General features: G+C 55.7%; 20 protein-coding genes and 1 pseudogene. 11 read left to right on the top strand and 10 right to left on the bottom strand.

The annotated features are described in order from the left end of the window. Positions 1-126 precede the first annotated feature (126 nt). The 9 genes and pseudogenes from rplR to rpmC all read right to left on the bottom strand — a co-directional run bounded on the left by rplR (position 127) and on the right by rpmC (position 3,560). Positions 127-486 (bottom strand): 50S ribosomal protein L18, encoded by a 360-nt coding sequence (rplR, locus tag ACO07D_RS09530; protein WP_421702703.1) that lies wholly within the window; start codon positions 484-486, stop codon positions 127-129. Between the two features lie 11 nt (positions 487-497). Then, positions 498-1,036: pseudogene (gene rplF / locus ACO07D_RS09525) on the bottom strand (50S ribosomal protein L6). Between the two features lie 11 nt (positions 1,037-1,047). After that, positions 1,048-1,440 (bottom strand): 30S ribosomal protein S8, encoded by a 393-nt coding sequence (rpsH, locus tag ACO07D_RS09520; protein WP_300518926.1) that lies wholly within the window; start codon positions 1,438-1,440, stop codon positions 1,048-1,050. Positions 1,441-1,453: 13 nt separating this feature from the next. Then, on the bottom strand, positions 1,454-1,759 hold the full coding sequence (gene rpsN / locus ACO07D_RS09515; RefSeq protein WP_421702702.1) for a 30S ribosomal protein S14: 306 nt from the start codon (positions 1,757-1,759) through the stop codon (positions 1,454-1,456). Between the two features lie 21 nt (positions 1,760-1,780). Beyond that, positions 1,781-2,341, bottom strand: a complete 561-nt coding sequence (gene rplE / locus ACO07D_RS09510; RefSeq protein ID WP_421702701.1) for a 50S ribosomal protein L5 — start codon at positions 2,339-2,341, stop codon at positions 1,781-1,783. Beyond that, positions 2,341-2,646, bottom strand: coding sequence for a 50S ribosomal protein L24 (gene rplX, locus ACO07D_RS09505; RefSeq protein WP_421702700.1), 306 nt, complete (start codon positions 2,644-2,646; stop codon positions 2,341-2,343). The genes rplE and rplX overlap by 1 nt, the downstream gene beginning before the upstream one ends. Before the next feature lies 1 nt (position 2,647). After that, complete coding sequence (gene rplN, locus ACO07D_RS09500) at positions 2,648-3,016, bottom strand: 50S ribosomal protein L14 (protein ID WP_005621870.1); 369 nt, start codon at positions 3,014-3,016, stop codon at positions 2,648-2,650. Between the two features lie 91 nt (positions 3,017-3,107). Continuing rightward, positions 3,108-3,338 carry a 30S ribosomal protein S17 gene (gene rpsQ / locus ACO07D_RS09495; protein ID WP_275394167.1) on the bottom strand — a complete coding sequence of 77 codons (231 nt, stop codon included), beginning with the start codon at positions 3,336-3,338 and terminating at the stop codon, positions 3,108-3,110. A 15-nt stretch (positions 3,339-3,353) separates the two neighbouring features. After that, the gene (gene rpmC, locus ACO07D_RS09490) at positions 3,354-3,560 is read right to left on the bottom strand and encodes a 50S ribosomal protein L29 (protein WP_421702699.1); all 207 of its coding nucleotides are present in this window, start codon (positions 3,558-3,560) and stop codon (positions 3,354-3,356) included. Positions 3,561-3,860: 300 nt separating this feature from the next. Between rpmC and ACO07D_RS09485 the strand changes: the two genes are divergently transcribed. Then, the gene (locus ACO07D_RS09485) at positions 3,861-4,208 is read left to right on the top strand and encodes a hypothetical protein (RefSeq protein ID WP_421702698.1); all 348 of its coding nucleotides are present in this window, start codon (positions 3,861-3,863) and stop codon (positions 4,206-4,208) included. Here ACO07D_RS09485 and ACO07D_RS09480 read toward each other — a convergent pair. Next, on the bottom strand, positions 4,201-4,602 hold the full coding sequence (locus ACO07D_RS09480) for a hypothetical protein (protein WP_421702697.1): 402 nt from the start codon (positions 4,600-4,602) through the stop codon (positions 4,201-4,203). The two genes, ACO07D_RS09485 and ACO07D_RS09480, sit on opposite strands and share 8 nt — an antisense overlap. Before the next feature lie 76 nt (positions 4,603-4,678). Between ACO07D_RS09480 and ACO07D_RS09475 the strand changes: the two genes are divergently transcribed. The 10 genes from ACO07D_RS09475 to ACO07D_RS09430 all read left to right on the top strand — a co-directional run bounded on the left by ACO07D_RS09475 (position 4,679) and on the right by ACO07D_RS09430 (position 17,195). Beyond that, positions 4,679-5,305 (top strand): TIGR02466 family protein, encoded by a 627-nt coding sequence (locus tag ACO07D_RS09475; RefSeq protein ID WP_421702696.1) that lies wholly within the window; start codon positions 4,679-4,681, stop codon positions 5,303-5,305. 15 nt (positions 5,306-5,320) lie between these two features. Then, on the top strand, positions 5,321-5,731 hold the full coding sequence (locus ACO07D_RS09470) for a hypothetical protein (protein WP_421702695.1): 411 nt from the start codon (positions 5,321-5,323) through the stop codon (positions 5,729-5,731). A gap of 1,155 nt (positions 5,732-6,886) precedes the next feature. Then, positions 6,887-7,993, top strand: a complete 1,107-nt coding sequence (gene dndB, locus ACO07D_RS09465) for a DNA sulfur modification protein DndB (protein ID WP_421702694.1) — start codon at positions 6,887-6,889, stop codon at positions 7,991-7,993. Further along, positions 7,990-9,453 (top strand): DNA phosphorothioation system sulfurtransferase DndC, encoded by a 1,464-nt coding sequence (gene dndC / locus ACO07D_RS09460; RefSeq protein WP_421702693.1) that lies wholly within the window; start codon positions 7,990-7,992, stop codon positions 9,451-9,453. Before dndB ends, dndC begins: the two co-directional genes overlap by 4 nt. Continuing rightward, positions 9,450-11,402, top strand: a complete 1,953-nt coding sequence (gene dndD / locus ACO07D_RS09455) for a DNA sulfur modification protein DndD (RefSeq protein ID WP_421702692.1) — start codon at positions 9,450-9,452, stop codon at positions 11,400-11,402. Before dndC ends, dndD begins: the two co-directional genes overlap by 4 nt. Then, positions 11,392-11,766: a DNA sulfur modification protein DndE gene (gene dndE / locus ACO07D_RS09450; protein ID WP_421702691.1), complete on the top strand. Its 375-nt coding sequence runs from the start codon at positions 11,392-11,394 to the stop codon at positions 11,764-11,766. Before dndD ends, dndE begins: the two co-directional genes overlap by 11 nt. Before the next feature lie 4 nt (positions 11,767-11,770). Then, the gene (locus ACO07D_RS09445; RefSeq protein WP_421702690.1) at positions 11,771-12,934 is read left to right on the top strand and encodes a cysteine desulfurase family protein; all 1,164 of its coding nucleotides are present in this window, start codon (positions 11,771-11,773) and stop codon (positions 12,932-12,934) included. 267 nt (positions 12,935-13,201) lie between these two features. Then, on the top strand, positions 13,202-15,067 hold the full coding sequence (locus ACO07D_RS09440) for a DEAD/DEAH box helicase family protein (RefSeq protein ID WP_421702689.1): 1,866 nt from the start codon (positions 13,202-13,204) through the stop codon (positions 15,065-15,067). Then, entirely contained in the window at positions 15,064-15,249 is a 186-nt protein-coding gene (locus tag ACO07D_RS09435) for a hypothetical protein (protein ID WP_421702688.1), read from the top strand. Before ACO07D_RS09440 ends, ACO07D_RS09435 begins: the two co-directional genes overlap by 4 nt. Positions 15,250-15,260: 11 nt before the next feature. Then, a complete protein-coding gene (locus ACO07D_RS09430) occupies positions 15,261-17,195 on the top strand; it encodes an AAA family ATPase (RefSeq protein WP_421702687.1) in 1,935 nt (644 codons plus the stop codon). Positions 17,196-17,254 lie beyond the last annotated feature (59 nt).

The following is a 17,254-nucleotide window of genomic DNA, read 5'->3' as shown; positions in this document are numbered from 1 at the left end:
ACTCAATCCTAGTGGCCCCGGGGAGCCCTGGATCATCGGGGGGGCAGCCTGGCCGCCCCCCTCGTTCTTGTGTCGCGCAGCTGGATCCGAAAACCGGTTCCCACTTTTCGGGCTGCGCTCAGGCCTTTAGAACTTCAAGCCACCTTCACGCGCGGCGTCGGCCAGGGCCTTCACCTTGCCGTGGAACAGGAAGCCGCCACGGTCGAAGTAGCACTCTTCCACACCGGCTTTCTTGGCACGTTCGGCGATCGCGGCGCCGACTTTCGCGGCTGCCTCGACGTTGTTCTTGCCAACCACGCCCAGATCCTTCTCGAGCGAGGAGGCGGCGGCCAGGGTCTTGCCCTGGACGTCGTCGATCAGCTGAACGCTGATGTTCTTGGACGAGCGGTGAACCGACAGGCGGAGCTTGCCGACATTCACCTTGCGTTGCTTGTTCCGGACGCGCAGGCGGCGCTTGAGGAACAGGGTCCGTTTGCTGTTTGCCATCTGTCTGGTCCTTACTTCTTCTTGCCTTCCTTGCGGAAGATATACTCGTCGACGTATTTGATGCCCTTGCCCTTGTAGGGCTCGGGTTTACGCCAGGCGCGGATGTTGGCCGCGGTCTGACCGACGAGTTGCGGGTCGATGCCTTCGACGATGATGACGGTCGGCTTCGGAGCGGTCACGGTGACACGCCTCCGGAGCGCAACGAAGTCAACGTCGTGCGACAGGCCCAGGTTCAGCTTCAGGGTGTTGCCCTGCATCTGAGCGCGGTAACCCACACCGTTGATTTCCAGCTCTTTCTTGAAGCCTTCGGTCACGCCGGTGACCATGTTACCGATCATGGTGCGCGACATGCCCCACTGCTGACGGGCGCGCTTGGACTTGCCGCGCGGCTCGACAGTAACGGAGCTGTCTTCGATCGAGATGGTGACATCATCGGTCGCGGTGAAGCTGAGGGCGCCTTTCGGGCCCTTCACTTCGACGGTCTGGCCCGACAGGGATCGCGGAGACACCCGAGGGAAGCTCGACCGGGCGTCTTGCCAATACGAGACATACCAGACCTCCTTAGAACACGGTGCAAAGCACTTCGCCGCCAACATTCTGGCTGCGAGCGTTTGCGTCCGACATGACGCCTTTCGGCGTGGAGACGATCGACACACCCAGGCCCTGACGGACGACGGGGATGTCCTTGACGCCCATGTACACGCGGCGGCCGGGGGTCGAAACCCGCTTCAGCTCGCGAATGACAGGGGTGCCTTCGAAGTATTTCAGGCCGATTTCCAGGGTCGGGTGACCACGTTCGTCGGTGCCTTTTTCATAGCCACGGATGTAGCCTTCGTCCGCCAGCACGTCCAGAACCCAAGCGCGCAGCTTGGAGGCCGGGGTGGAAACGGTCGACTTACCGCGCAGCTGCGAGTTGCGGATGCGGGTGAGCATATCGCCGATAGGATCGTTCATATCTGTCTCTCCCTTACCAGCTCGATTTCACCATGCCGGGGATCTGACCTTGCGAGCCAAGCTCACGCAGCGCGATCCGCGACACTTTCAGCTTACGGTAGTACGCATGGGGACGACCGGTCAGCTGGCAGCGGTTGTGCAGACGGGTTGCCGAGCTGTTGCGCGGCAGTTTCGCCAATTTCAGACGCGCCTTGAAACGCTCTTCCATCGACTTCGATTCGTCATTCGCGATCTCTTTCAGCGCGGCACGTTTGGCGGCGTATTTCTCCACCAGCGCCTGACGCTTCTTCTCGCGTTCGATCATTGCTTTTTTAGCCATGTCTCTCTTTCCTCCCGGCGCTTAAGCGTTGAAGGGCATGTTGAAGTGCTTCAACAGGCTCTTGGCTTCCGCGTCGGTGTTCGCGGTGGTGGTGATCACGATGTCCATGCCCCAGGTCTCGTCGACCTTATCAAAGTCGATTTCCGGGAAGACGATGTGTTCCTTGAGGCCGGTGGCGAAGTTGCCACGACCATCGAAGCTGGGCTTGATACCACGGAAGTCGCGGATGCGGGGCATCGCGATGGTGATCAGGCGGTCCAGGAATTCATACATGCGGTCGCCACGCAGGGTGACTTTCGCACCGATGATCATGCCTTCACGCAGACGGAACGGAGCGTGCGACTTGCGCGCCTTGGTCCCGACGGCCTGTTGGCCGGCGATCTTGGTCAGATCTTCGATGGCCGATTTGGCCTTCTTCGAATCCTTCACGGCTTCGGCGCCACAGCCGATGTTCAGAACGATCTTTTCCAGAGCAGGGATCTGCATGTCGTTCTTGTAGCCGAACTCTTCCTTCATGGCGGCGCGGATGGTTTCCTGGTACGCGGCCTTCAGGCGAGGGGTGTAGGTAGCAGCATCCAGCATCAGACGGCCTCCCCGGTGGTCTTGGCGAAACGCACCTTCTTGCCGTCTTCCATGCGGAAGCCGACGCGGGTGGCTTTGCCGTTGGCGTCCAGAAGGGCCAGGTTCGACAGGTCGATCGGCATCGCCTTGGGGATGCGGCCGCCCTGCGAGGTCTGGCTCTGACGGGTGTGACGGATGGCGATGTTCACGCCTTCCACGACAGCTTTGCCGGCTTTGGGGTCGACCGACGAGATCTCGCCTTCCTTGCCCTTGTCCTTGCCGGCCAGCACGACGACCTTGTCGCCTTTTTTCAGCTTAGCAGCCATCTTACAGCACCTCCGGAGCCAGCGAGATGATCTTCATGAAGTTCTTCGCGCGAAGTTCGCGAACAACCGGGCCGAAGATACGGGTGCCGACGGGCTCGTTGTTGTTGTTCAGGATGACGGCAGCGTTGCGGTCAAACCGGATGGCGGTACCGTCTTCACGACGGACCTCTTTGGCGGTGCGCACGACGACGGCCTTGCGGACGTCCCCCTTTTTCACGCGGCCGCGCGGGATGGCTTCCTTCACCGAGACGACGATGATGTCGCCCACGGAGGCGTATTTACGCTTGGAACCACCCAGAACCTTGATGCACTGAACACGGCGCGCGCCGCTGTTGTCAGCAACATCCAGGTTGGTCTGCATCTGGATCATGTGGTGTCTCCCGACCTATGGGGCGCCGATGCGTGGCGTGATCCCCAGGGTTTCGACTTTGTTGAAGTCGTCCGGGAAGGTAAGCGGGTGCTTAGCCTTCCAGAACTTCCCAACGCTTGGTTTTCGAGCGCGGTGCACATTCGATGATGCGGACCACGTCGCCAGCCTTGTAGGCATTCTTTTCATCGTGAGCCCGGTATTTCTTGGACTTACGGATGGTTTTCTTCAGAACCGGGTGGGTGAAGCGGCGTTCGACGCTCACGGTGACGGTCTGTTCGTTGGCGGCCGAGGTGACGGTGCCTTGCAGGATACGTTTGGGCATCTATCAGGCCTCCTCTTACTCGGTCGCGGCCGCGGCGGCGGCCTTCTGGTTCAGCACGGTTTTCACACGGGCCGCGTCACGGCGAACCTTGCGCATCTGCGCGGTGTTCTCCAGGGCGCCGGTGGCCTGCTGGAAACGCAGGTTGAAGCTTTCCTTCTTCAGCTCGGCGAGCGCATCGCGCAGCTCTTCCGGGCTCTTGTCGTTCAGTTCCTTGGCGTTCATCCGCCTCTTCCTTTCGCTACACTCACCAGCAGGCCCCCGACTTTTGCTCAGGGTCACCCGTATCCTGGTGGATGAATGACAAAACACACGAATCCCGTTGCCGGGAATCCGTGAGATGCGCCTCTATAGGGGGGAGTCCGGTGGGGGGCAAGGGAAACTTGACACGCTCAAGTAAAAGTAGCGCACGGTCGACCAAGCCCTCCTCAATAGCTGGAGTGCAAAACCTGCTATCAGCGAAAGGAGATTTCCATAAAGTATGAATTCAAAGGTAGTTCGATCAGAGAAGCCGTTGCCAAGTCTGTGAGGAAGCAACAACCGCCCCTCTCCACCAAGTCCACGACGACCATCTCCGCTGGCATCAACAGCTACGCCTATGAGCGCGTGTCTGTTTCGGTGGAACAAGGCGAGAGGTACTCTATTTCCTGGTCGGCCGACAATCCCGCTGACGAAGACACCGTCTATGCAATTGAAATCAGCTCCTACGATACCCACGGCTCCTACAGTGAAACCTTCCGTCGCCGGGGAAGCTGGTCTTTCAAGGCGAGGACGACCGGCGAAATCAAGTTCGCAATCGGGGTCAGCATCAGTGGAGGGAACGTTTTCAGCCGTTGGGGCGGGGCCTATGATGTGGATATCGACATCAGTTGAACAGCCTCAGCTCCTCATACCCCGGCAGATGGTTAAAGTGATACACCGGATAGGGGTCAAACTGGCCGAGGAGCTGTAGGAAACCCGTCAAGACCGGGTAGTGCAACTCATGGGCCATTCCCAGGCAAAGTAGAGTCACCACCGCGATGCCCGGATTGAAGGCGCCCCGGCGCCAGGCAGTCCAGGCCAGAACCACGCCCGCGCCGTAGGTCCAAAACCATTGCCCCGCTGTACCCAGTATGGCGGGCACCCAACCCGCATCGAAAACCGCCCGTTGAAAAAACACGCTGTAGATTAGCGCCTGGTGCAGGTGGAAACCCACGAAGGACAGGACCAAAACGGCCATGACCCAGGTCAGGTTCGACCAGCCAGAGGGAAGGAATCGCTGCATCATTCCGCCAGCCTATCCCGCGCGCCTGAAGCCGGGGTTAACGCTCGCCTCCCTGCCCCACTTCCGCTATCACCCGGATATGGCACAGATCGAATCCCTCTTCGTCACCCGCATCTATCGCGCGAACCTCAATGATTTCGGCCCGGGGGTGGACCCCGAGGAGGTGGAGGCGAACTGTTGGGGCATTGCCGAGGATGACGAGGCCGGGCAGCAGTGGTGCGAGGACAATGGCTATCCGGGCTACACCTCCTACGCCTCGCTGACCGACCTGCCCTGGCGCAACCCGCTGTTTGCCGACATCAAACAGGCGCTGGACGCGCATGTCGCCGCGTTCGTAAAGGACCTGGAGTTCAATCTGGATGGGCGCGAGCTGGTGCTGGAAGACCTGTGGATCAACATCCTGCCGCCGGGCGGATATCACTCGGCCCACATCCACCCGCATTCGGTCATTTCCGGCACGACCTATGTCGCCATGCCCGACGGAGCCTCGGCGCTGCGGTATGAAGACCCCCGCCACGCCCGCATGATGGCCGCCCCCCCGCGCCGCAAGGACGCACGCCGCGAGCAGCAGAGCTTCATCTACTTCGCCCCCGACGTGGGCGAGGTGCTGCTCTGGGAAAGCTGGCTGCGCCATGAGGTCATGCTGAACAAGGCCGAGGAAGACGAGCGGATCTCGGTGAGTTTTAATTACAAGTGGGGCGAGTGAAACGTGCAAGATTGGATGCGGCACACCGACAAGATGTCGAGCATCTACAATGTCATTCTCGGTGAAAGCGAACGTGGCGCGATTCTCCTAGCTTGTCACATCGTCGACAACTTTCTTCTTCAGAAGATTTCGGAAAACAAGAACCCCAAGGCGAGTCAGCGTGTTCTTAGGGATACGACCAATTTCGGAGGCGCATTCGGAAGCTTGTCGATGAAAACGAAATCGCTCTTTGTTCTCGGAATTCTATCCGAACAAGTTTTCAACGCAGTGGAGAGTCTCAGAGGAATCCGCAACAAGGCGGCACATTCCGAAAACGCCTTTTCACTAGCCACGCGGGGGCCTGGGGATCAAATGCTTGGCGCAAATCTTCACTACCCCTTGGTCAGACAACCCGAAATCCTCGGCAACCTTGGTCATCGGCTTTGACCAAACCAGTTCGTAGAGCTCAGCCCGGGTCATTTCACGCATCGTAAGCGACAGCCTATAAATAATTTCAGAGGCTTACCCTATGGAATTGGTTTCGCGCGGCGTCAACTCTCGGCGATCTGAGTTTGTCGTTATCACCTGCAATGCACCGCCCAAGCGGTGCTCCCGCGCGGACAGCGCCGGTCCGGCGGTGGGGCAGGGGGCCTGTCCTTCTGCCCCGCCGCCGGACAATTTAAGGGTTTCGTGTTGGGTGGGAGCCTCGAGACAAAAAAGGACCCCGCCGAAGCGGGGCCAGTTGGTCCTTCCCACGAAGGAGAGGTCAGGTGCAGTCGGGCACCCATTTGTCGAGCTTGACCTTCTGTTCCGGTGTCATCCCCATCAGCTTCTGAGTGGTGGGGTCTGCCAGTATTCACTGGCGTCGATCCCATGGCCTGCTCCTTTCGTGGTTAGAGCGGCGCGGTGCTTTTTCTTGTCCCGACCCTTCGGCCAGCCTCTGGTATCCGGGGTTTGTTCACCTTGAGCGCTCCCCGACCCTCACCACTCCGCCAGTGGCGGAGGCCTCGGCTGATCTGTCAGCCCGAAAAGCCCCCGTGCTTTTCGGCTGGACAGAGCAGGAGAGGGCGACAGCCCGTCCTGCGGCCGGGCGGCGCCCAGACACAGGGGGCCGAAGCGGTGAAATCGGGAGGGACCCGCACGAGCCGTGCGGGAGGAACCGGATTTCTCCGGTGAAAGCTGACGCGGAACGCGGCACCAGAGCCCCTGTTCGGGGCGACGGCCGGATGGCAGGCGGACCTCAGCTCATTTGGAAACTGCCAGCTGGGTCAGAGCAGAGCGGAGACCCGGCTGACCACTGAAACAATTGATCGTGGCCTCGCCCACGATCGCATTTAAGACATGCACGAAGGATCGTTTCCCGAAGAGGCGAAGACGCATGGCGGCTTCGGGCAAAGCCAAGAGCCTGGTCGGCGCCCCCGCGCTGACGTGCCCAAAAGGCAGTCACAAAAAAACAACTGCGAATGTCCTCGTGTTCGGCACCATTTTGGGTTAGATCACCGAAGGAAAGTCATTGATCGCCGAAAACCGCTCGAAGCGACCTTTCAGAATTGACTTCCCGCAAGACTTCCATAGACTTCCAGCGCAACGGCAGGGGGTCTAATGAGCGGTAATTTCTATAATTTTGCAGCCATACGTGGCGTCCAGGCTGGAACCGAGTATTATGTGATCATGGTCCCACTTAAGATGGTGCCAAAGATTTTTGAGTTTGACAGTCAGGAATTGCCAGCGGACCTGCGCGCTCAACGCGTATTGTCAAACGTCCGCGTTCCGCAAATCGCATCCTACCTCTCGGAAAACTTCGAGGAATATACGCTCTCGTCTCTCTGCGCGTCCGTGGATGGTGATCTTGAGTTTACCCCAGCCAGCGATGGTCTTCAGTTCCGTAATGTAGGCGAGCTACGGCTTTCGATGACAGCACGCATCATTCTAAACGACGGTCAGCATCGTCGCGCCGCTATCGAAGAAGCCCTCAAGACACGACCCAAACTGGAAAACGAAACCATCTCGGTTGTGCTTTTCGTCGATGAGGGGCTGGAGCGCTGCCAGCAAATGTTCGCTGACCTCAACAAGAATGCCGTACGTCCGTCCGGGTCGTTGAACGTCCTCTATGACCGCAGAAATCCTTTGGCGCGTCTGAGCACGCGCGTGTTAGAGGACATTCCGTTCTTCCAAGAATTCACCGAGCTCGAAAAGACATCTCTTTCGAACCGAGCCAAGAACCTCTTCACCTTGTCCAGCCTGAATCAAGCCAACAAATGGCTCGCCGGACAAGACGCAAACCGGTTCGGTGAAAACACTGAAAGCACCGTGATCGCATATTGGCGTCAGGTTTCTGAGGTCATCCCGGACTGGCAGAAACTGATGCGCGGCGCGACCACAGCGGGTGATTTGCGCAAAGAAACCGTTCATGCGCATGGCGTCATGTTGCAGGCGTTTGGTGTCTTAGGGGCAAGACTGATTGCAGCTAAGCCGGATGGATGGGCGGAAAGCCTGGCTCCGCTCGCGGAGATCGATTGGAGCAAGCGCAATGCCCAGCTCTGGCGTCCACGCGTCATGGGCGCACGCGGCATGGATGGCAGTGTGAAATCCGTACATCTGGCGGCCAACCTCCTAATTGGGGCTGTGGGCTTGCCACTCAATGACAAAGAACAAGCGAATGAAGACGACTACCTGGCGTCATTGGCTGAGGAGAAAGTCGTCGCATGACATCAAATAATGAAACCGACCAAACAAAGAGAGCAGGGATCGATCTTGTCGCTCTGCAGGAACATATCCGCATCGTTTACGCGGCGGACGACCGGCCGTGGGTAATCGGGTATAGCGGCGGAAAGGATTCAACCTGTGCTTTGCAGCTGATCTGGAGTGCCATTCGTGCGCTCCCGGAAGAGGCGAGACGCAAGCCGATTTTCGTCCTCAGTTCCGACACGCTTGTCGAAACGCCCGTGATCGTAAACTACATCGACGAGACCTTGGCAGCGATCAACGCGGCAGCGGCAGACCAGAACATGCCCATCACCGCACAAAAGGTGGTTCCGGAGATCTCAGATAGCTTCTGGGTGAACCTGATTGGTCGCGGATATCCTGCACCGTCAAAGCGCTTTCGCTGGTGCACGGAACGGTTGAAGATCGATCCGGCCAATGCCTTCATCAAGAACCGCGTTGCCGAATATGGCGAGGTGGTCATGGTTCTGGGCGTCCGGTCCTCGGAAAGCGCGACACGCGCGCAAGTGATGTCACTGCACAAGATCGATGGGATGGCTTTGTCTCGCCATTCGACCTTACCCGGCGCTTTCGTCTTCACGCCGATCGAGACTTTCAGTGTGGATGATGTCTGGGCTTTCTTGCTGCAAAATCAGTCACCTTGGGGATCGGACAACCGCGATTTACTTGCGATGTATCGAAACGCGCAAGCTGGCGAGTGCCCACTTGTGGTCGATAAGCAAACCGAAAGCTGTGGGAATTCCCGCTTTGGCTGTTGGGTGTGCACGGTTGTGACAAAAGACAAGGCCATGGAAGCGCTTGTTGAGAATGGCGAGGAATGGCTTGAGCCTTTGCTTGATCTCCGTGACGAGCTGGCTGAAACACAAAATCCCGAGCGGAAGCGGGAGTTTCGGGATTTTCGCAGACGGGACGGCTCTGTGACCTTTGTGGGCGATGCAGAGACATCCATTCCGGGCCCCTATCTTTTCGAATACCGCAAAGAGCTCTTGAGAAAACTTCTGGAGGCGCAAGAGCAGGTAAATGCCAATGCGCCGCCTGGGGAGAAGACCGACCTCATTCAGGTCGAAGAACTGCGGGAAATCCGTAGAATCTGGCGCAGCGAGCAGGGTGACTGGGGCGACGCTGTTTCAGAGACCCTCAAAGCTGTGACGGGCAAAGAACTCCCAGCCGATGCGACCGACGGATTTGAATTCCAAGCCGATGACGCCAAGGTCTTGGCGGATGTCTGCGCCGCGCATGATGTGCCGCCACGTCTCTTGGCCCAGCTCCTGGAGGCAGAGCGTTCTGTGCGGGGTCTGAAGCGCCGGACACTTATTCACCGAAAGATCGCTTCGATCCTGGAGCAAGAGTGGCGAGACGAAACGACAGTCCTGAACGAACGCAAAGCGCGATTGAAAGATCGCGAGGCATCTTCATCTGACCCTCTATTTGAGACTGAGTCATGATCTTACAGTCGCTACGCCTCATCAATTTTGGTCTTTATGGCGGTGAGCACCGCTTTGATCTTGCACCCGAGCCAGACGGGCAAAAACCTGTGGTTTTGATTGTTGGCCATAATGGTGCCGGGAAGACAACGTTCTTGGAGTCTGTACGTTTGGCGCTCTACGGCAAACGCGCCCTCGGCGCGCGTGTTGGGCAGGCTGAATATGAGCGGCATCTCCTTAAACGGATCAACAACTTCGCCAAGGACCGCAGAGCCTCCGTCGAACTGGCCTTCAAGAGCCAACACCTCGGCAATGAGGACCTCTACACCGTGCGGCGATCTTGGGCGGCCCGCGGTGCCAGCGTCATTGAAAGCCTTGAGTTTGAACGCAATGGCGCACGGGTAGAGGACATCCCAAGCGAGGATTGGAACCACTATCTTGAAGACACTATTCCAGCTGGGGTGTCGCAGCTTTTCTTTTTTGATGGAGAGAAGATCCAAGACATTGCTGACGATCAGGAAAGCACAGGGCTGACAGATGCAATCAAATCCTTGCTGGGGATCGATATTCTCGATCAGCTACGGGGCGATCTCGCCCTCTACAAATCACGCAGCTTGGACCGGGACGGTGACACCGACTTAGAAGGTCTCCGGCGCGACCTAGAGATCGCAAAGTCTGATCTGGTCTTGGCGGAAGAGGCGATTGGATCGCTATCAGCAAAGCGCACCCAGCTTGCGCGGCGAAGCGAGGCGTCGCAGAAAGTCTTTGAACAAGAGGGGGGAAGCATCGCGCTCAGCCGTGACACCCTATCAGAGGAGCTAAAGCGTGTCGAAGCGGATCTGACCAAGCAAACCAACGCGCTAAAGTCGCTTGTAAACGGCGTCGCGCCTTTTGCCCTGGCTCCAAAACTTCTCGAATGGTTCTCAGCAGACCTGGAGAAGGCGCGCGGGCAGCAAAGCGTGACAGCAATCGAAGCCTTTGTCTCGAGTTTTCAGGCAGCCGTGGGCAACGACGACAAGACATGGACGAAGACGCATTTTGCGCAGCTCAAAGACTTCGCTCGGAACAGCCAAAGCACCGGGCCCAAATTGGCTCTGAGCACGGAACCGGACTGGGTCTTGGCCAAACTTTCTCAGGTTGCGGATGAACGGGTGAAGGTGGCCACATTGGCTGCGCAACTGGCCGAGCTGCAAAAGCAACGCGCAACCTTGAAGGATCAGTTGAAGAACTTCCGTCCCGGTGCTGCCTCCGGTGCATTTGAGGAGTTGAAGAAAGCAGAGTTCGAACTCGGCGCCGTCGAAACTGAGCTCAATCGCAAGCAAGGCGAGGCGACCCAGGCACGTGCACTGATCGAACGGCTGGAGCGCGAGTTGCGTAAGTCCCAGGACGCCGTCTTCGCACTTGCAAGGGCCGAAGAGAAACGAGACCTGGCGACGCGAGCACAGGCCGCGCTCAACGAGTATGAGGAGCGGATTGTTAAGCTGCGCCTCGCCTCGCTGTCCAAGCATTTCATCGAGGCATTCAGCGGCCTGGTTACGCGGAAGTCGCTCGTGCATGACGTCATCGTCGACCCCAACAGCTTTCAGCTGAAGCTCATGGGCAAAGAGGGCAGAGAGATTACGCCGTCCGAACTCTCCGCCGGCGAGCGGCAGCTCTTTGCGATCTCGATGCTATGGGCGCTTGGCCGAACAAGTGGGCGCGAATTACCGATGATCATCGACACGCCGTTGTCACGTCTGGATCGGAAGCACCGTACAAACTTGATGGCAAATTACGTGCCGCGCAGCTCGGCGCAGGTCGTCATGCTGTGCACGGACACCGAGTTGACCCCGGATTTGTCGAAAATCATCAGCCCTTATGTGAGCCGACGTTTTGAGATTGGTGCTGTGGGTGGTGGACAACGCACGGAGATCACGGTGTTGAGTACCGAAGTGGATGCACAGGTTCTGGAGACAACCGATGCACATTAACAAGTTTCGGATCTCATCGACGGCAACGGGGCAGGTGCGGATCATTTCACAAAGATCAGGTCTGACACCCAACCTCGTTTGCCGCATGGCCATGTTGTCGTCCTTTGAAGCCGGGCCCATATCCGGCACAGCCGATGACGCGGGAGAGGGCCAAGAATTCAATGCCTATACGCTCTTTGGGGACTTCCAGCCTCTCTTCATCGACCTTCTGAAATACGTCGAGTTTGGAGCTGAGGAGATCGAAACCGACGACAGTGATTTGCTGGCGCGCTTGCGATTGCACATCGATCGTGGCGTGCGGCAACTCTCGGTCCGGCTTAAATCCCCGGCGGATGCGGCCGAACTGATCGCGGGGAGTGCGTGAAGCGATGTCGGCACCGATTTACCTGGACCACAACGCTTCTACTCCGATTGATCCGGATGTTTTGGAGACGGTTATACGTGTCAGTCGGGACGTATATGCGAACCCATCAAGTGTTGAGCATAGCCAAGGTTCAGCGGCTGCTCGGGTTGTCGAGACTGCGCGCGAGCAGATTGCGGGTCATCTCAATTGCAGGGAAACCGAACTCGTCTTCACAGCCGGGTCCACGGAAGCCAACAATCTTGCGATCCTTGGAGCGTTCCCTCGCCTCCAGGAGGCAGGACGCACGCATCTGATCACCAGCAAGATCGAGCACCCATCTGTTCTGGCCTGTTTCGACCATCTCGAAACCCAAGGCGCGCGGGTAACGCGATTGAGGGTAGATGAAGGTGGCCAGATTTCTCTCGATGAGCTGGCCCAGTCTTTGACAGATGAGACCGGACTGGTGTCCATCATGGCTGCCAACAATGAGACGGGCGTTTTACAACCCATCTTGGAGGCCGGCCAGCTTGCCGAAGAGGCTGGGGCGCTGTTTCACACGGACTTCTCGCAAGCTTCGGCTTTTGTGCCACTTGATCTCAAGAACGCCCCCATCCATCTGGCGAGCTTTTCAGGACACAAGGCCTATGGACCGAAAGGGGTAGGGGCCCTTTACCGGTCGATCCGAAAACCTCGGGTCAACCTAGCGCCAGTGATGTTTGGTGGCGGGCAGGAAAAGGGTTTGAGGGCAGGGACCCTGAACACGCCTGGTATTGCAGGTCTTGGACATGCATTTGAGCTCATCTCAAAAAACATAGACCATGACCGGGATCGGATTGGGGCCCTGCGAGATCAGCTTCAAATGGAACTACAAGAGTCCTTAGCGGTGCAGGTCAATGGCAACACAGAGGCGCGGTTGCCAAACACGATGTCGCTCACAATCGACGGCGTTGTACCACAAGCGCTGATGCAGAAGCTAAGAAACGACATCTGCTTCTCCGCATCGAGCGCCTGCGCCACGGAACATGTCGAAACCTCTCACGTTCTGCTCGCCATGTTCGGAGACACTCCTAGAGCGCGTAATGCCTTCCGGCTAGGTCTGGGTCGGCAAACGGGCCGTGAAGATATGTCGATGATCGCCAAATTCTTCATCAATGCGTCGGCTGAATTACTGTTGTTGGCTACTGCGTAGACCGGTTTTGCAAATCTCGATCGAGCACGTCGAGCGTGCGACAGGTCATACCGGACAACTGTTTCAGGTCCTTATGATTTTCATGGCAAAGGTCTTCCTGGGTCTCGCTGCTTTTCTAGCCTTACCAGCTTCCTTGAGACCAGTGTTGCTGCTACAAATGGCGGTAACTAGGCCGCCGCTCAACAAACCTTTGTATTGAAAAATCAAGCCAGTATGCCCCTTCGAGAGTTACCTACCCTTCCGTCACTAAATACTTCAACGAACGGAATGATTTCGGAATTCTATGGACCAGCCCTGGCTGCAGCAAATCAATATGACCGTGGCGTAGGATACTTTACATCAAACTGGTTGCGCCTGGCTGCGTCAGGACTGGCGGTCTTTGCCGGCAGCGGGGGAAGAGCGAGGTTTGTAGTAAGTCCATACATGGGGGCAGAAGATTGGGCTGCACTCAATCAAGGCGATCAAGCTAAATCAGACCAGCTGCTTTACGAGAGCTTAAGGACCGTTATCGACGACCTTCCGAGCGCGCTTGAAACCCAAACGCTTGCGGCGCTGTCATGGATGATAGCCGACGGTCTGTTGGACATACGCATTGCATTGCCCAGAGGAGAACTAGACGGCGATTTTCACGATAAATTCGGAATATTCTCCGATGAGCTTAGTGATAGAATCGCTTTCCATGGGTCGCAAAATGATAGCGCCAAGGCTTTCCGAAACTATGAGTCCATTAGTGTGTTTTATTCTTGGATAGACGGACGAGAGGCTGAAAGAGTTTCAGAACACCAGCATCGATTTGACAAGCTTTGGAACAACCAAGATCCGAATGTGCGCGTATTCCAGTTGCCAGACGCCATAAAGAAAAATTTGATCCAATTCACAAGCACTTTTGGTAGACCCTACAACGCACCCAAAGCCCCAAAGGTCAGCAAAGAACCGAGTAAGTGGATTCACCAAGACAAAGCCGTAGAGACGTTTCTAGAGAAGAAAAATGGCGTCTTGGAAATGGCGACCGGAACTGGAAAAACGAGGACGGCCTTCAAAATAATCGACGAACTCACAGAGCGGTGCGCAATAAACTCGGTCGTGATAACAATGTCCGGTACAGACTTGCTTACACAATGGCACAAATCAGCGATCATGAGTTCGGATTTGGCCGTGTTCCGGCATTTTGGAAGATGGAAGGAAGCCTCTTCCTTTCTGTCTTGTCGATTACCAAAAGTGCTAATTATCGCACGCCAACAACTCAGCAACGTCTTACCTTTCCTTGAAGATGAAGACGTTAGTAAGGCGCTACTTGTCTGCGATGAAGTTCATGGAATGGGTTCACCTTCGATGGTGCGCGACCTGACTGGACGACTGAGCAGATTCAAGTATCGGCTTGGATTGAGTGCCACACCCGAAAGAGAGTATGACAGTGAGGGCAACGATTTCATTTCGGCTGAGATTGGGCCTGTCATTTTCGAGTTTGGGCTCGAAGATGCAATCAGAAAGGGCATCCTCTGTGGTTTCGAGTACACCGCGCTGAGCTATACACTGTCCGACGAAGACAAGGCTGAAATCCGTCAAAAAATCAAGCGACACCATGCCAAACGAGCAGCGGGTGAAACTGTGAGCGACGAGGCTCTGTACCGCGATATTGCTCGCGTCCGAAAAACCACAAAAGAGAAAATCGAGCCTTTCAACGAATTCCTCAGCGAGCAACCAGAACTATTCAAGAGATGCCTCATTTTTGTCGAAACCGCAGCTTTTGGCAGAGATGTTCAATCACTGCTCATGGAAGCTCGCATACCGTACCATACTTACTTTCAGTCCGATGAGAGTGCGAACTTAGAGCGTTTTGCGGAAGGCAAACTAGAATGCTTGGTAAGTTGTCACCGCCTATCAGAAGGAATCGACATTCAGTCCGTCCAGAACATCGTTTTGTTCTCCTCATCCCGAGCCAAACTCGAGACAATTCAAAGACTGGGCCGATGCCTTAGGACCGACCCAGAAAACCCATCCAAGAGAGCACATGTGTTGGACTTTGTTGACTTCACCAACCAAGATGCGGTCGACGGCTCTGCCGACGTAGACCGATTCAACTGGTTCACACAACTATCAAACGTTGCTCCGGAACAGGACGAAAGAGAATGAACAACGAGAACGCTATCGACCCGGAGGTCTTGGATGCCATTGCAGACGCCCTTCGCGAGCGCGGGTTGGAAGATACGCCCTATGCACGAAAATTCGAAAAGCGCATTGTGAACAAGTTGGTCGGTCAATTTCACGAATCTGATCTACTCGATTTAATCAATGATATGCCGAGCAAAGAGTAGGGCCGAGCCGGATGAGAGTTCAGATCACTGGCTGGCGTGCCAAAAACCTTCGTGGCTACCTTAGAGATGTTGATATCGATTTTTCTAGCCATCCCAAGCGCTGGACTCTTCTCCAAATGCCGAACGGCACGGGGAAAACGACAACCATGCGTCTTTTCCGAGATGCCCTAACGGGTAAGAGTCTTACGGCGACAGACATCAATTCCCTAAAAGTTGACGACAGTGTCGAAGCTGGGTTCTTCGAACTAGCGCTAAGGATTGATGATGATCCTTGGAGAGTTCGAATGGACTTCGACTTTCGAAACGGTCGATGCACCTTCACTACAACATCCGTGAGCGATGTTGCGGGCGGGGATAAGCCTGGGCATCGCTTGCCTCCATTGTTACGCGACACTCTTGAAGACAAGATAACCCAGCTGTTCGTTTTTGATGGCGAACTAGCATCAGAAATAATCGAGCAGGGAGCAGATCGTGCGGATAGCTCCATCAGGGCACTCTACAAGCTCGATCAGCTACGAGAGCTTGCACTTGAAATAGATGCGCTAGCCAAGAAGCGCCAGCGAAGCGCAGCATCCATCTCCTCCGCAGCTACCAAGAACTCCATTGAGCGTTTCAAAAATGAACTCGAAGAGGTTCTTAACACTTTAGCTCAACTTGAGCGCGACGAACGAAGTCTGAAATCTGAGAAGAAGGAAAGCGAACGGGCAGTTGGCGAACTGAACCAGCGGATCGATGAACTTACCGGACAAAACACTCAGTATGCAGATGAGCTTAAGGAGATCGAGGGTGAGATTCTACGTTCTAGCAACCTCATCTCAAACCTGACGGCGCAGTCGATCCAGCTATTCAGATCACCACCTTTGCTCCACGAGACTGTATTCCATCGTCTGGAATCTCTTGGCGGGACCATGCAAACACTCAAACTTCCGCGCACCATGTCAGAAGAGTTTTTCCTTCAACTTGCCGAACAACCAAAATGTGTTTGTGGATCGACAATTGGAGCAGAAGAACGTCAAACCATTCTCTCAACAGCGAAAGACTATCTGGGCAATGACCAAATTGCCGTCATAAACCAGATGAAACTGGCGCTGCGAGACGTAGACCAAGAACGGACCTCGCTTGGAGAAGCTTTGGGTCAGCTTGGGATGGCGCGAGACGCGCTGCAGTTAGCTAGTCAAAGAAAGCTAAGAATTGAAGCAGACCCCAATGCACCAAGATTTGAAGAAATTGAGAAGTGCAAAGCTGAACGAGCAAGGATTCTGAGTCGGCTCGCGACGGTGGATGAATCTATTGAGAAGCTCACTGCGGACTATCTCGGCTCAACCGATACGGCATGGCAGAACAATATTCCGGCCTGCAAACGAGAGCGCCATGCACGCCAAAGGAAACTTGATACTGTCTCAGGTACATATGATTTCATGCAAAAAACTGAAGCACTCAAGGCTTTGGTTAAGAGTACTGAACTTGGTGCGGTCAAGAGACTAAGAACACGGATCAGAGACAAGACCAACAAGAACCTCGAGAGCATACTTCCGAATGAACAGCTACGAGTTTCTTCGATTGAAGGAAGCCTGCGCCTGACGACGGACTCTGTTCAGGTCAAGACTTCAGTGAGTGAAGGTCAGAAACTTGCAGTGTCTTATGCTTTTCTTACGGCCTTGCTTGCTCAAGCACCACACAAGCTGCCCTTTGTCGTAGATTCACCTGCAGTTTCCTTGGACATCGAAATTCGCAGAACAGTCGGTGAACTGATACCTCCACTGTTCGAGCAGATGATCATCTTTGTTATCTCGAGCGAGCGTGAAGGTTTTTCCGATACATTCTTCGAAAGAGACGATGTCGAGTATATCACAATATCGATTGATGGGATCACTGGGCGCCCAAAAGTTGAGAATGGAATTGATGCATTCCAGAAGTTCCACGCGACTGTAGGAGCTAAAGGATGAGTTTTTTGCTACACAAGGGCGTTAGGTCGTATTTTGGTTATCGAGACCAGAAGATGTTC

It is taken from the genome of Aliiroseovarius sp., from assembly GCF_965228805.1.
Taxonomy (GTDB): domain Bacteria; phylum Pseudomonadota; class Alphaproteobacteria; order Rhodobacterales; family Rhodobacteraceae; genus JASBTN01.
This window is presented reverse-complemented; position numbering and strand designations above follow the sequence as displayed.